A 14,594-nucleotide genomic window follows, 5' to 3' on the forward strand; every position below is an offset into this window, starting at 1 on the left:
TGTCGCTTGTGGCTGGGAGTTCATATGAGCCTAGAAAACATTTCTTGCCAGAAAAGCTTCGGTGGCTGGCACAAACGCTATCGCCATCGCTCCGATGTGCTGGGTTGCGACATGGTGTTCGCCGTGTACCTGCCGCCGCAAGCGGAGCAGGGCGGCACGCTGCCGGTGCTGTACTGGCTGTCGGGTTTGACCTGCACCGACGAGAACTTCATGCACAAGGCTGGCGCCATGCGGATGGCTGCCGAGCTGGGGTTGATCATTGTGGCGCCGGACACCAGCCCGCGGGGTGCCGAGGTGCCGGGCGACCCGGACGGCGCGTGGGATTTCGGCTTGGGCGCCGGGTTCTATCTGAACGCTACGCAGGAACCCTGGGCCAAGCACTATCGGATGCACGACTACGTTGTGCAGGAATTGCCTGCGCTGGTTGAAGCGCATTTCCCGGCATCGGATAAACGCGGCATCAGCGGTCACTCCATGGGGGGGCACGGCGCGTTGGTCTGTGCGCTGCGCAACCCCGGGCGGTATCAGTCGGTGTCGGCGTTTGCGCCGATCAACAACCCGATGGACTGCCCATGGGGTCAGAAGGCATTCACCCGTTACCTGGGCGAAGAGCGTTCGAAGTGGCGTGAATGGGATGCCAGTGTGCTGATCAGCGATGCCCGCGAAAAGCTGCCGTTGCTGGTGGATCAGGGCGACCGGGATGACTTCCTGGCCACTCAACTCAAGCCGGAAGCGTTGCAACAAGCCGCCAAACTGGCCGGTCACCCGCTGACCCTGCGCCTGCAACCGGGCTACGACCACAGCTATTTCTTCATCGCCAGCTTCATCGATGATCACTTGCGGCATCATGCACTCGCTCTAGGCGCCTAATGTCCGACAAAGCAGGTAGAATCACGCCCTGACTAAATCGGGGCGTTTTTTTATGCGTATTGGCCACGGCTATGATGTGCACCGTTTCGCTGAAGGCGATTTCATCACTCTGGGCGGTGTGCGCATCGCACACAGCTTCGGGCTGCTCGCCCACTCCGACGGTGACGTCGTACTGCACGCCTTGAGCGATGCCTTGCTCGGCGCTGCGGCGCTGGGTGATATCGGCAAACATTTTCCAGACACCGACCCGCAATTCAAGGGCGCCGACAGCCGTGTGCTGCTGCGTCACGTCGTCGCACTGATCCACGCCAAGGGCTGGAAAGTCGGTAACGTCGACAACACCATCGTGGCCCAGGCGCCGAAGATGGCCCCGCATATCGAATCGATGCGCGCACTGATTGCCGCGGATCTTCAAGTTGAGTTGGATCAAGTGAACGTGAAAGCTACCACCACCGAAAAGCTTGGCTTTGTCGGTCGCGAAGAAGGCATTGCCGTGCATTGCGTTGCCTTGTTGCTGCGCGCATGAATGAACTGCAATTGCTTGGCCCGCGCGCTTATGGCGAAGCCCTCGGCACGGCGGTACTGAAAGCCACCGCCGAAGATTTCCAGGTCGATGAAGTCCTCGACATCCCGTTGACCGGTGACGGTGAGCACCTGTGGATCTGGGTGGAAAAACGCGGCTTGAACACCGAAGAAGCGGCCCGGCGAATTGCCAAGGCGGCGGGCGTGCCGTTGCGCACCGTCAGTTACGCAGGCTTGAAGGATCGCCAGGCCCTGACCCGTCAGTGGTTCAGCGTGCAGTTGCCGGGCAAGGCCGATCCGGACCTGTCGGCAGCGGAAAACGACACGCTGAAGATCCTCAAGACCTCGCGCCATAAGCGCAAGCTGCAACGTGGTGCCCACTCGGCCAACGGTTTTACCCTGCGTCTGACTCAGTTCGCAGGCGACAAGGCTGCTATTGAAGAGCGCTTGCAACTGATCGCCAAGCAGGGCATTCCGAACTATTTCGGCGCCCAGCGTTTCGGTCACAACGGCGGCAATGTGGTGGATGCCCGTGACTGGGCGGCGCGCAAAGCCTTGCCGGAACAGCGCAATGTGCGTTCGCGCCTACTTTCTACGGCCCGCAGCTTCCTGTTCAATCGAGTGCTTGCGGCCCGAGTGGCTGATGGCAGTTGGCAGTGTGCTCAGGTGGGTGACTTGCTGGCCTTCACCGACAGCCGCAGCTTCTTCCCGGCCGGTGAGGCCGAGTGTAACGACCCGCGCCTGGCGATCCTCGACTTGCACCCGACCGGACCGCAATGGGGCGAAGGCGAATCGCCGGCCAGTGGGGCCACTCACGATCTGGAACAACGCATTGCGGCTGATGAAGCCGACCTGCGCGACTGGTTGATCAATGCCGGAATGAGCCACGAACGTCGCATCCTGCGGCTGCCCATTGGCGGGTTGACGTGGCATTATCCCTCGCTGGACATTCTGCAACTGGAATTCGTCCTGCCGGCCGGATGCTTCGCCACCGTTTTGGTGCGTGAGCTTGTTGATCTGGTGCCGGTGGGGCAGACGGACAGCCCATGCGTATTCTGATTTCTAACGACGACGGGGTAACTGCACCTGGTCTTGCCGCGCTTCATGCTGCGCTGGCGGACTATGCCGAGTGTGTGGTTATCGCCCCGGAGCAGGACAAAAGCGGCGCCAGCAGCTCGCTGACGCTCGACCGTCCGCTGCATCCGCAAACGTTGGCCAATGGTTTTATCAGCCTCAATGGCACGCCGACCGACTGCGTTCACCTGGGCCTCCATGGCCTGCTTGAACAGCAGCCCGACATGGTGGTTTCCGGGATCAACCTGGGGGCGAACCTGGGCGATGACGTGTTGTATTCGGGGACCGTCGCGGCGGCGCTCGAGGGGCGCTTCCTGGAGCGTCCTTCCTTCGCGTTCTCGCTGGTGTCGCGACAAGTTGAAAATCTGCCGACAGCAGCCTACTTTGCGCGCAAACTGGTAGAGGCTCATTCCCGGCTCGATTTGCCACCGCGTACGGTGCTGAACGTGAACATCCCCAATCTGCCCCTCGATCATATTCGCGGCATCCAGCTCACACGGCTGGGGCATCGTGCCCGCGCGGCTGCGCCGGTGAAGGTGGTCGACCCGCGTGGCAGGGTCGGGTACTGGATTGCGGCAGCGGGCGATGCCGAGGATGGCGGCCCCGGCACCGATTTCCACGCGGTAATGCAGGGCTATGTTTCGATTACCCCGCTGCAACTGGATCGCACCTTCAACGATGCTTTCCGAAGTCTTGATGGCTGGCTTGAGGGGCTGCGCTGATGGCTCGTGAGCAAGACGATATGCTGCGCCGTGGCATTGGGATGACCTCGCAACGCACGCGCGAGCGCCTGATTCAGCGCCTGTATGACGAAGGTCTGTCCAACCCGCAGGTGCTGGAAGTGATTCGGCGGACCCCGCGTCATCTGTTTGTCGATGAGGCGTTGGCGCATCGGGCATATGAAGACACGGCGTTGCCGATCGGCCACAACCAGACCATTTCCCAGCCTTATATGGTAGCGCGCATGAGCGAGCTGCTGCTGGAGGCTGGCCCGCTGGATAAAGTCCTGGAGATCGGCACTGGTTCGGGCTACCAGACAGCGGTGCTGTCGCAACTGGTCGAGCGGGTGTTTTCCGTTGAGCGGATCAAGGTCTTGCAGGATCGGGCCAAGGAACGTCTCGTGGAGCTGAACCTGCGTAATGTGGTGTTCCGCTGGGGCGATGGCTGGGAAGGCTGGCCGGCACTGGCGCCTTACAACGGCATTATTGTCACCGCCGTGGCGACCGATGTGCCTCAGGCCTTGCTTGATCAACTGGCGCCGGGCGGCCGGTTGGTGATACCGGTGGGTGCGGGAGAAGTTCAACAATTGATGCTGATCATTCGTGAGGAACAAGGCTTTTCGCGGCGTGTTCTGGGGGCGGTGCGTTTCGTGCCTTTGCTCAATGGCCCCCTGGCCTGAGCATTTGTTTAAACGCGCTGAATTCTGTTTGATCGCTCTGGTCTTACAGCGGGGTTATTCGTTAAACGCAGTTAATCGCCACCAGGCAAACGTGTGCGCAAAGCAAATACGCGTTGCTGGCGGTAAAGCCTCGATGGCCAGTTATACTTGCGACACTTCATGCCTGAACCAGGCAGTTTTTTATTATCAGCCACCACAAAGGGAGCGGCGGGTGAGTCTCACAGTCATTGCGCAGCGTATCGGTATCACAAGCTTTAAGCGCCTGGTGACTGGCCTTGTCTTGAGTTCCTTGCTGGTCGGGTGTTCCAGTACACCTTCGAGCAACGTGCGAGTCGTCGACCGCAACAATGCAGCTGCCCAGCGTCCGGCGGTGACCACGGGCCAGTACGTGGTGCGTCCTGGGGATACGATGTTCTCCATCGCCTTCCGCTACGGTTGGGACTACAAGGCGTTGGCCGCTCGGAACAATATTCCTACGCCTTATACCATCCATCCGGGTCAGACAATTCGCTTTGACGGGCGCACCGGTTCAACGTCGAACACCGTGGTTACCCAGTCCGGTGCGAGCGCTTCGTCGTCGAGCAAAACTACGATCATTCGGCGCCCGGTCGGGACCACAGCGGCAGCAACACCGACTGTCGCCAGCAAGACTCCTCAGGCGCCGCTACCGCCTGCGGGCCCCGCCCCGACTGGCTGGGGTTGGCCTTCGAACGGAATTTTAATTGGAAAATTCTCTTCAAACGGTAGTTTGAATAAAGGCATTGATATCGCCGGAGATTTGGGACAGCCTGTTTTAGCTGCGTCTGATGGGACGGTGGTATACGCCGGGAGTGGCTTAAGGGGCTACGGCGAATTAGTCATCATCAAACACAGCGATACCTACGTCAGTGCCTACGGTCATAACCGCAGGTTGTTGGTTCGGGAGGGGCAGCAGGTCAAAGTCGGACAGACAATTGCCGAGATGGGTTCAACGGGTACAGACCGGGTGAAACTGCACTTTGAGATTCGCCGACAAGGTAAACCTGTAGATCCGCTGCAATTCCTGCCACGTCGTTGATTTGTTTGCCAGCCTGTTCCATCACGTAGAGGGAACAGGCTCCAGCGTTGCCAAGGATCAAGGCGCCGCTTGAGCTTGAGGTCGAACTCACCAAAGGACTATAACAATGGCTCTCAGTAAAGAAGTGCCGGAGTTTGACATCGACGATGAGGTTCTCCTGATGGAGACCGACATCGCTATGGATTCGATGTCGAATAATGAAGGGGCCGCACCACCTTCCGTTCGCGCCAAATCCAAGCACTCCGCTTCACTCAAGCAACACAAGTACATTGACTACACACGGGCGCTCGATGCGACCCAGCTGTACCTCAATGAAATCGGCTTTTCCCCATTGCTCTCACCGGAAGAAGAAGTTCATTTTGCGCGCCTGTCGCAAAGTGGCTGTCCGGCCGGGCGCAAGCGCATGATTGAAAGCAACCTGCGGCTGGTGGTGAAAATCGCCCGACGCTATGTCAATCGTGGGCTGTCGCTGCTCGACCTGATCGAAGAGGGTAACCTGGGCTTGATCCGGGCAGTGGAGAAGTTCGATCCGGAGCGTGGCTTCCGCTTTTCGACTTACGCGACATGGTGGATCCGTCAGACCATCGAGCGCGCGATCATGAATCAGACCCGGACCATCCGGTTGCCGATTCATGTGGTCAAGGAGCTGAATGTCTACCTGCGGGCCGCCCGCGAGCTGACGCAAAAGCTCGATCATGAACCTTCACCCGAAGAAATCGCCAACCTGCTGGAAAAACCGGTCGGTGAGGTCAAGCGCATGCTTGGCTTGAATGAGCGGGTTTCTTCGGTCGACGTCTCGCTGGGTCCGGATTCGGATAAAACCCTGCTGGACACCCTGACTGACGATCGCCCTACCGATCCGTGTGAGCTGTTGCAGGACGATGACCTGTCGCAGAGCATCGATCAGTGGCTCTCGGAGCTGACGGACAAGCAGCGCGAGGTGGTGATACGCCGCTTCGGGTTGCGTGGTCACGAAAGCAGCACGCTCGAAGACGTAGGCCTGGAGATCGGCCTGACCCGTGAACGGGTCCGGCAAATCCAGGTTGAAGGCCTGAAACGTCTTCGCGAGATCCTGGAGAAGAACGGCCTGTCCAGCGAGTCTCTGTTCCAGTAGCGGAGCAGGCTCAGCCGACAGTAAAAAACCCCGAGAGATTCGGGGTTTTTTATGGCCTGCGCAAAAGCGAGGCGCTCGCAATGACGCTATTAGAGTTCCGTCGCAGGCTCACGTAAGCCTTGGCTTACTCTTTCGTAAGTATTCGGGGTTTTTGGTGGTTGAAAGTGGCTAGTCTAGGCCTTGGATTTACTTCAACTTATTGATTTATATGAATAAATTGTAAATATGAAACGCGTATTTCTGCCGTGCGGTGCCGATTGGGGGCGTTGCTCCCAGCGTGGAACTCTCTAATATCAACCCTGTGCCAACGGATAGGCACACCCGTCAAGGATGATGGTCAGGGAGCATCGCAAGGAAGTGATTCATCAGGATGATGAAAAGGAACACAGGGACTAGGGAAAAATGTGGGCGGGTCAAACCGCCCCTTTTTTTCGCCTGCGAAAAAGTGAAAGACCCGATCCGCAAAAGCAAAAAGGCCCACTAGGGGCCTTTTTTGATCACGCGCGGTAATCAGCGGATGAGGTCTTTGATCTTGCCTTTGACGCCATCAAACTCGGCTGCATCAGGCAGCGAGTCTTTCTTCTCGGTGATGTTGGGCCAGATCTCGGCCAGCTCAACGTTCAACTGAATGAATTCTTGCATCTCATCCGGGACTTCGTCTTCGGAGAAAATGGCCACAGCAGGGCATTCTGGCTCGCACAGTGCGCAGTCGATGCACTCATCCGGGTGAATCACCAGGAAGTTCGGGCCTTCGTAAAAGCAGTCCACCGGACAGACTTCTACGCAGTCGGTGTACTTGCACTTGATGCAGTTGTCGGTGACGACGAAGGTCATTTCTAATTCTCTCCTCAGGCGCGGCTGGCTGCGCCCCTTCACGGTGGGGTCGCAAGGTTTGGGAGCGATAGTCTGCAGGCCAGGCTAACGGCCCACAGCATCCCAAACCGCGCGAGATTCTAACAGCTTGCAGGCAAGTGCGTTAGATCCGTGTCTTTAGTGTATAGAGCATTTCGAGTGCTCTACGCGGAGTCAAGCCATCCAGGTCAAGTTTTGCCAACTCTTCCAAAACGGGATGGGGCAGGCTGGCGAACATGTCGCTTTGTTGCGGAACAGCCACTTTGCCAGCGACGGGACGCGGTACTTCGTGGGGCAGGCTGGTGGTTTCCAGGCGGCTCAGGTGCTCACGAGCCCGCACGATCACTTCGCTCGGTACACCGGCCAGCTGCGCAACAGCCAAACCATAGCTCTGGCTGGCCGGGCCTGGCAGTACATGGTGCAGGAAGACGATGCGTTCGTTGTGCTCGGTGGCGTTGAGGTGCACGTTGGCCACCAGTGGCTGGCTTTCCGGCAGCACGGTAAGTTCGAAGTAGTGCGTGGCAAACAGTGTGTAGGCGCGCAGATGAGCCAGACGTTCGGCCGCCGCCCAGGCCAGCGACAGACCGTCGAAGGTGCTGGTGCCGCGACCGACTTCGTCCATCAGCACCAGGCTGCGTTCGGTGGCATTGTGCAGGATGTTCGCGGTTTCGCTCATTTCAACCATGAAAGTCGAGCGCCCGCCCGCCAGGTCATCGCTGGAACCGATCCGGGTGAAGATCCGGTCCACCAGCGACAGTTCGCAACTGGCCGCCGGTACGAAACTGCCAATGTGCGCCAGTAGCACGATCAATGCCGTTTGCCGCATATAGGTGGATTTACCACCCATGTTCGGGCCGGTGATCACCAGCATCCGGGTGTTGTCATCCAGGCTCAGGTCGTTGGCCACAAACGGCGTGCTCAGCACTTGTTCGACCACCGGGTGACGACCCTGGGTGATGCGCATGCACGGTTCGCTGACGAACTGTGGGCAGTTCAGGTCCAGGTTCAGTGCGCGTTCGGCGAGGTTGCTCAGCACATCCAGTTCGGCCAGCGCCGCCGCGGTGTCCTGCAGCGGTGGCAATTGGCTGATCAGGTCTTCGAGCAAGGCTTCGTAAAGCATCTTCTCGCGGGCCAGCGCACGGCTCTTGGCCGACAGGGCCTTGTCTTCGAAGGCCTTGAGTTCCGGGGTGATGAAACGCTCGGCACCCTTGAGGGTTTGACGGCGAATGTAATCGGCCGGGGCCTGCTCGGCCTGCTTGCTCGGCAGTTCGATGAAGTAGCCGTGAATGCGGTTGTAGCCGACTTTCAGGTGCGACAGGCCGGTGCGGGCTTTCTCGCGGGCTTCGAGGTCGATCAGGAACTGTCCGGCGTTTTCACTCAGCGATTGCAACTCATCGAGTTCAGCGTCGTAACCGGTTTTCAGTACGCCACCGTCGCGAATCACCGCAGGTGGGTTGTCGATGATGGCTTTTTCCAGCAGCGCCGCCAGTTCAGGGTAGGTGCTGGTGGTCGTGGCCAACAGGTTGAGGTGTGGGGCCTCAAGCTCGGTCATCGCCATTTGCAGCTCAGGCAGTGCGCCCAGGGCGTCGCGCAGGCGAGCCAGGTCGCGAGGGCGGGCGTTGCGCAGGCCGATTCGCGCCAGAATCCGCTCGATATCGCCAATTTCCTTGAGCTGCGGTTGCAGTTTCTCAAAGCAATAGCCGTCGAGCAGGCAGGTAATAGAGGTCTGACGCGCCAACAGCACGCTCAGATCGCGCAGCGGACGGTTCAGCCAGCGGGTCAGCAAACGGCTGCCCATGGCGGTCTGGCAGCGGTCGACCACCGATTGCAGGGTGTTGTCGCGTCCGCCCGCCAGGTTGGTGTCCAGCTCCAGGTTGCGGCGGCTCGCGCCGTCCAGCACGACTGTGTCGTCCAGGCGTTCATGGCGCAGGCTGCGCAAGTGCGGCAGGGCGGTGCGCTGGGTTTCCTTGGCGTAGCTGAGCAGGCAACCGGCAGCGCCGATGGCCAGGGTCAGGTTTTCGCAGCCAAAACCTTTGAGGTCCTGGGTCGAAAATTGCTGGCACAGGCTTTTCAGCGCCGAATCACGTTCGAAATCCCACGGTGCACGGCGACGAACGCCACGACGCTTCTCGGCCGGCAGGTCTTTTGGCCAGTCATCCGGGATCATCAGCTCAACCGGGTTGACTCGCTCCAGCTCCGCCAGCAGGTTTTCCCAGCCTTTGATTTCCAGCACGGTGAAGTTGCCACTGGTGATGTCCAGCACGGCCAGGCCGAACAGACGCTCATCACCCAGCACGGCGGCGATCAGGTTGTCGCGGCGCTCGTCCAGCAGGGCCTCATCGCTGACGGTGCCGGGCGTGATGATGCGGACCACCTGACGGTCCACCGGGCCTTTGCTGGTGGCCGGGTCGCCGACCTGCTCGCAGATCACCACCGACTCGCCGAGCTTGACCAGCTTCGCCAGGTAACCTTCGGCGGCGTGGTAAGGGATCCCGCACATCGGAATCGCCTGACCGGCCGACTGCCCACGGGCGGTCAGGGTGATGTCCAGCAATTTGGCGGCTTTCTTCGCGTCTTCGTAGAAGATCTCGTAGAAGTCACCCATGCGGTAGAACATCAACTGGTCGGGGTGCTGGTTCTTCAGGCGCCAGTACTGTTGCATCATTGGCGTGTGCGAGGACAGATCGGAAATAGCTTTATTCATCAGGTAGTCGGGCGAATTCGTCAAAGTGGTGAGGCAAAAGGGGCGCAAGGCCGGCTTTTTCGCGATGGGCGCAAGGTTACCATGGGCTGGCGGCCCTTCGCAGGGATCAAAGGCCAGCGGGTGTTGCACCTTTGCATGTATTGGGTATGCAAATCAGCATTTGTCTTCCGCGCAAAGAACAAGCACTATGCGCATTATGCAAAAACGCAATGTTTCTACCGTCTTAAGAGCACTGCTCGACCAGCACGGAATCTCCCCTACGGAGCTTCACCGGCGAACCGGCGTGCCTCAATCCACCCTCTCGCGGATTCTCAGCGGGAAGATCGTCGATCCTTCGGATAAACACATCTCGAAGATCGCCGAATACTTTCGCGTGAGCACCGACCAGTTGCGCGGGCGCTCGGATGTGGTGCCCGCCAGCCGGCCCGAGCGCGAAGAGTCGCACTCGGAACTCAAGGACATAAGCTTGTGGGACGACGATACACCTGTCGACGATGACGAGGTGTCGGTCCCCTTTCTTCGCGAGGTTGAATTGGCTGCTGGATCAGGAAGATTCGTCATCGAAGAGAGCGAGCGTTCAAGCTTGCGCTTCGGCAAGCGCAGCCTGCGGCATAACGGTGTGCAGTTCGATCAGGCCAAGTGTGTGACGGTGCGCGGCAACAGCATGTTACCGGTGCTGCGCGACGGCGCCACGGTGGGGGTCAATGCCGGCAAGTGCGGGATTGGCGACATCATCGACGGTGACCTCTATGCCATTAACCATAACGGCCAATTGCGGGTGAAGCAGCTTTATCGCCTGCCGACCGGGATTCGTCTGCGCAGCTTCAATCGCGACGAGCACCCGGATGAGGACTACACCTTCCAGGAAATCCAGGAAGAGCAAATCGTGATCCTGGGTCACGTTTTCTGGTGGGGCATGTACGCCCGTTAACCTCATCGCTGTCAGATAAAACCCGCCTCGGCGGGTTTTTTTTCGCCTGAAGAAAAGCACCGAACCCTTTGGTTGCGGGCGTTTCATGCGCCTGTGCATTTTTAGCGCATAAATAGTTGCATCTACGCATTGACTGGATATGCATGCATGCATATTATTGCTCCCAAGCCGCCAGACAACGGCTGGCTACGACGCTCTTTAGTTCCACAGCAAAGGCAGCGATGAACCGGCCTCAACGGTTCAGAGGGTTGGCAACTGACCCGGGTGTGCAGCGTAAAGCACCAGAAGCAGTTATCCGGCGGGCAGGGACCGCGGTCGGAAAAACAATTTGAACGGATCCGTACCGCGCCAGTAGCGCCGAAAGATCAACGCGAAGGACCGCATTACTGAAAAGCCCGGCAAGCGCCGGGCTTTTTGGAATGCCTACCTACCGTCAGGCACCTCAAGAGGCATGGCTTGAAAGACACACAACCGATCATTCATCAATCACTCCTGGAGGCGTGACATGACAAACGAGCAGCAAGCGTTGCTGGACATGCCGATATGGCTAGTCATCGTTCTCGCCCTGGTGGGCGGGGTGTCCGGCGAAATGTGGCGCGCCGACAAGGAGGGCGCTCGCGGCTGGTCATTGCTGCGGCGGTTGGCCCTGCGTTCCGGGGCCTGCGTGATCTGCGGGGTCTCGACCATCATGCTGCTGTATGCCGCCGGTGTGTCGATCTGGACCGCCGGCGCCTTCGGTTGCCTCACGGCGATGGCCGGAGCGGACGTGGCCATCGGTTTGTACGAACGCTGGGCAGCCAAACGGCTGGGTGTTTGTGACGTGCCGCCGCGCGACCCCGGCCAGGATCACTGACCCGCATCAGACCAACGGATTGGCACACAGGGGCCTGGATAACGGCCCCGGCCCGCAAGGATGCGGGCTTTCGATGGCAATACCCTATTCATTCAAACCCGCCCCTCAGCGGGTTTTTTTTCGCCCGGTGAACGCCCATGAAGATCACACCCATCGTCACGCAGATTCGTGAGTACTGCCCCAGCCTGGCCAATCGAGTGGCGGCCGGGATTGACCTTGACTCGCTGCTGGCCAACACGCCGTTGGCGACCCCGGCCGCTTACGTGGTGGTCATCGCCGACCTTGCCAGCCGCAACACCACGCAAAACGCCCCACGGCAAACCGTGCGTGATCGCTTTGAAGTGACGCTGGTGCTCGACACCACGGATGCCCAGCAGGCGCTGGATCAACTGCATGTGTTGCGTGCCGGATTGTGGCGGGCGCTGGTGGGGTTCAAGCCTGAGCGCGATTACCAGCCGATCGAGTACGACGGCGGTGAACTGGTGGGCATCAACAAGACTCGCGTGCTCTATCGCCTGCGTTTTTCCGCCGAATTCCAGTTGGGCCGCAGCCGGCCCGGCGAACCGGCGGAAACCTGGCATGAGCGCGAACTGGACGGCCTGCCGTCCTTTACCGGGGTGACGGTGCGGGTCGATGCCATCGACCCCGCGGACCCCAATCTGAAACGCCCGGGCCCCGATGGGCGCCTGGAAATGACTTTCTCAGGAGACGTAAAGCAATGAGCAAACGCATCACTGTGCTACCGGCCCCCGGCCGGGCTGTACCGGACCCGGAAGCGGGCGATCTGCTGCCCCTCGAGGGCCGTGAAGTGACGGACAGCGCCTGGTGGCGCCGACGTCTGGCCGATGGCGATATCACACTGACCGCCGCGCAAGCGGCAACACCACAGGGAGCCAACTAATGGCGATCGGTTTCAGCAACATCCCCGCGGACATTCGTGTTCCGCTGTTCTACGCCGAGATGGACAATTCGGCAGCCAGTAGCGCGTCATCGACCCTGCGTCGCTTGATCGTCGCTCAGGTCAACGACAACGTGACCAGTGCCGACGTCGGCAAACTGGTACTGGTCTCCAGTGTCGCGCTGGCCAAAAGCATCGGCGGACAAGGCTCGATGCTGGCCTCGATGTACGAGACCTTCCGCAAGACCGACCCGGTCGGCGAGATCTGGTGCCTGCCGCTGCACAACACCGTAGGCAGCATCGCCAAAGGCGTGTTGACTCTCACCGGCACCGCGACTGAAAGCGGCGTGCTGAATCTGTACGTCGGTGGCGTTCGGGTCCAGGCGGCCATCGTCAAGGGCGGCACGGCCGCTCAAGCCGCCAGCGCCCTGGCCCTGAAAGTCAACGCCGCGGCAGACCTGCCGGTGACCGCCGCTGTGGTCGAAGGCGTGGTGACCCTGAGCGCCAAATGGACTGGCGACAGCGGCAACGACATCAGCCTGCACTTCAATCGCCTGGGCAAGAGCAACGGCGAAGACACCCCGGCCGGCCTGACTACCGCCATCACCGCGATGACCGGTGGCGCAGGTGTACCGGATCAGGTTGCTGCGGTTGCGGCACTGGGTGATGAGCCGTTCGAGTTCATCTGCATGCCCTGGACCGATGTCGCGACCCTCAACACCTGGCAAGCCGTCATGGATGACAGCGTCGGTCGTTGGTCGTGGGCCAAGCAATTGTTCGGTCACGTTTACACCGCCAAGCGCGGCACCGTCGGCACCCTGGTGGCGGCCGGTCAAACCCGCAACGACCAGCACATGACCATTCAGGCGCTGGAACAAGGCGTACCGCAACCGTTCTGGGTTCAGGCCGCCGCACTGGCTGCCCGCACTGCGGTGTTCATCTCTGCCGACGCCAGCCGTCCGACCCAAAGCGGCAGCCTGCCGGGTGTCGACCCGGCGCCGGCCAGTGAGCGTTTCACCCTGACCGAGCGTCAGTCGCTGCTCAGCTATGGCATTGCCACCGCTTATTACGAAGGCGGTTACGTGCGCATTCAGCGCTCGATCACCACCTACCAGAAGAACGCGTACGGCCAGGCCGATAACTCCTACCTGGACAGCGAAACCATGCACCAGTCGGCGTTCATCGTGCGTCGTCTGCAAAGCGTGATCACCAGCAAGTACGGTCGCCACAAACTGGCCGCCGACGGCACCCGGTTTGGCGCCGGCCAGCCAATCGTCACCCCGAGCACGATTCGCGGTGAGCTGATTGCCCAGTACGCCAAGCTCGAACTCGAAGGTCATGTGGAAAACGCCGAGCTGTTCGCCGAACACTTGGTCGTGGAGCGTGACAGCCAGGACCCGAGCCGTGTGAACGTGCTGTTCCCACCTGATTACATCAATGGTCTGCGCGTGTTTGCACTGCTCAACCAGTTCCGATTGCAGTACGACAACGCGGCTTGAATGCCGCGTTTGACTGTAAAGACTGTGTGAATTCAGCCCACCCCGCGTGGGCTTTTTTATTGAAGGGAGAAACACCATGGGTCAACTCATTGCGGGCACCTGCTACGTCAAAGTGGACGGCGCTCAACTGACCATCAACGGTGGCTGCGAAGCACCGCTGATGTCCACCAAACGCGAAACCGTCGTGCCGGGTTTCTACAAGGAAACCGACATCACCCCGTCGTTCAAGGTGACGGCGCTGCACACCCCGGACTTCCCGCTCAAGCAACTGATCGCGGGCACCGACATGACCGTCACCTGCGAATTCAGCAACGGCAAAGTCTTTGTGCTGGCCGGTGCTTACCTGGTTGACGCACCGATCTCCAAGGGTGATGACGCCTCCATCGCATTGATCTTCGAAGGCATCAAGGGGACCTGGCAATGAGTCAAGTCGTGAAGCTGCAAGTGGCCATCGAGGCCCACGGCGAGCCGCTGACTGAACTCAACCTGCGCCGCCCGACGGTGCAGGAAGTGCGGGCAATCAAGGCGCTGCCGTACAAGATCGACAAGAGCGAAGAGGTGAGCCTGGACATGGATGTCGCGGCCAAATACATCGCGGTCTGCGCCGGCATTCCGCCGTCGTCGGTCAACCAGTTGGACCTGGCTGACCTCAACGCGCTGAGCTGGGCTGTCGCGAGTTTTTTCATGAGTGCGGCGTCGGCGCCATCACCGACCTGATCGCGGTCGCCTATGACCTGGCCTGGTTCTGGAAGGTTGACCCCGAACAGATGATGGCCAGGCCACTGGACGTGCTCCGCGAATCACTGGAGCACGCGCAACGG

16 protein-coding genes are annotated in these 14,594 nt (G+C 60.0%); 14 read left to right on the forward strand and 2 right to left on the reverse strand.

Annotated features, from left to right (window positions below; translation table 11 throughout):
- The first annotated feature begins 24 nt into the window (after positions 1-24).
- The 7 genes from fghA (at position 25) to rpoS (ending at position 6,036) form a co-directional block, all read left to right on the forward strand.
- Positions 25-870: an S-formylglutathione hydrolase gene (gene fghA / locus AC1Z1G_RS05975; protein ID WP_483625659.1), complete on the forward strand. Its 846-nt coding sequence runs from the start codon at positions 25-27 to the stop codon at positions 868-870.
- Between the two features lie 52 nt (positions 871-922).
- Entirely contained in the window at positions 923-1,396 is a 474-nt protein-coding gene (gene ispF, locus AC1Z1G_RS05980; protein ID WP_483625661.1) for a 2-C-methyl-D-erythritol 2,4-cyclodiphosphate synthase, read from the forward strand.
- Positions 1,393-2,451: a tRNA pseudouridine(13) synthase TruD gene (gene truD, locus AC1Z1G_RS05985; protein ID WP_483625663.1), complete on the forward strand. Its 1,059-nt coding sequence runs from the start codon at positions 1,393-1,395 to the stop codon at positions 2,449-2,451. The genes ispF and truD overlap by 4 nt, the downstream gene beginning before the upstream one ends.
- Positions 2,439-3,188, forward strand: coding sequence for a 5'/3'-nucleotidase SurE (surE, locus tag AC1Z1G_RS05990; RefSeq protein ID WP_483625665.1), 750 nt, complete (start codon positions 2,439-2,441; stop codon positions 3,186-3,188). Before truD ends, surE begins: the two co-directional genes overlap by 13 nt.
- 41 nt (positions 3,189-3,229) lie before the next feature.
- Positions 3,230-3,865: a protein-L-isoaspartate(D-aspartate) O-methyltransferase gene (locus tag AC1Z1G_RS05995; RefSeq protein ID WP_483627761.1), complete on the forward strand. Its 636-nt coding sequence runs from the start codon at positions 3,230-3,232 to the stop codon at positions 3,863-3,865.
- Positions 3,866-4,076: 211 nt separating this feature from the next.
- Positions 4,077-4,922 carry a peptidoglycan DD-metalloendopeptidase family protein gene (locus tag AC1Z1G_RS06000; protein WP_483625667.1) on the forward strand — a complete coding sequence of 282 codons (846 nt, stop codon included), beginning with the start codon at positions 4,077-4,079 and terminating at the stop codon, positions 4,920-4,922.
- Positions 4,923-5,028: 106 nt separating this feature from the next.
- Positions 5,029-6,036, forward strand: coding sequence for an RNA polymerase sigma factor RpoS (rpoS, locus tag AC1Z1G_RS06005; RefSeq protein ID WP_483625668.1), 1,008 nt, complete (start codon positions 5,029-5,031; stop codon positions 6,034-6,036).
- 510 nt (positions 6,037-6,546) lie between these two features.
- Here the strand turns inward: rpoS and fdxA are convergent.
- Positions 6,547-6,870: a ferredoxin FdxA gene (fdxA, locus tag AC1Z1G_RS06010; RefSeq protein WP_166592664.1), complete on the reverse strand. Its 324-nt coding sequence runs from the start codon at positions 6,868-6,870 to the stop codon at positions 6,547-6,549.
- 142 nt (positions 6,871-7,012) lie between these two features.
- Positions 7,013-9,580, reverse strand: a complete 2,568-nt coding sequence (mutS, locus tag AC1Z1G_RS06015) for a DNA mismatch repair protein MutS (protein WP_483627763.1) — start codon at positions 9,578-9,580, stop codon at positions 7,013-7,015.
- Positions 9,581-9,788: 208 nt separating this feature from the next.
- On the opposite strand from mutS, the gene AC1Z1G_RS06020 reads away from it, so the two are divergent.
- From AC1Z1G_RS06020 to AC1Z1G_RS06050, 7 genes are all read left to right on the forward strand, one after another.
- Positions 9,789-10,523, forward strand: a complete 735-nt coding sequence (locus AC1Z1G_RS06020) for an XRE family transcriptional regulator (RefSeq protein ID WP_483627765.1) — start codon at positions 9,789-9,791, stop codon at positions 10,521-10,523.
- A 505-nt stretch (positions 10,524-11,028) separates the two neighbouring features.
- Entirely contained in the window at positions 11,029-11,376 is a 348-nt protein-coding gene (locus AC1Z1G_RS06025; protein ID WP_483625670.1) for a phage holin family protein, read from the forward strand.
- Positions 11,377-11,513: 137 nt separating this feature from the next.
- Positions 11,514-12,098: a phage tail terminator protein gene (locus tag AC1Z1G_RS06030; protein ID WP_483625672.1), complete on the forward strand. Its 585-nt coding sequence runs from the start codon at positions 11,514-11,516 to the stop codon at positions 12,096-12,098.
- Positions 12,095-12,277 (forward strand): DUF2635 domain-containing protein, encoded by a 183-nt coding sequence (locus AC1Z1G_RS06035; protein ID WP_483625674.1) that lies wholly within the window; start codon positions 12,095-12,097, stop codon positions 12,275-12,277. The genes AC1Z1G_RS06030 and AC1Z1G_RS06035 overlap by 4 nt, the downstream gene beginning before the upstream one ends.
- Entirely contained in the window at positions 12,277-13,773 is a 1,497-nt protein-coding gene (locus tag AC1Z1G_RS06040; protein ID WP_483625676.1) for a phage tail sheath subtilisin-like domain-containing protein, read from the forward strand. Before AC1Z1G_RS06035 ends, AC1Z1G_RS06040 begins: the two co-directional genes overlap by 1 nt.
- Before the next feature lie 76 nt (positions 13,774-13,849).
- Positions 13,850-14,197 carry a phage tail tube protein gene (locus tag AC1Z1G_RS06045; protein WP_347904438.1) on the forward strand — a complete coding sequence of 116 codons (348 nt, stop codon included), beginning with the start codon at positions 13,850-13,852 and terminating at the stop codon, positions 14,195-14,197.
- Positions 14,194-14,490: a phage tail assembly protein gene (locus tag AC1Z1G_RS06050; protein ID WP_483625678.1), complete on the forward strand. Its 297-nt coding sequence runs from the start codon at positions 14,194-14,196 to the stop codon at positions 14,488-14,490. The genes AC1Z1G_RS06045 and AC1Z1G_RS06050 overlap by 4 nt, the downstream gene beginning before the upstream one ends.
- Positions 14,491-14,594: the final 104 nt, after the last annotated feature.

Source organism: Pseudomonas sp. JL27(2026) (genome assembly GCF_056933555.1).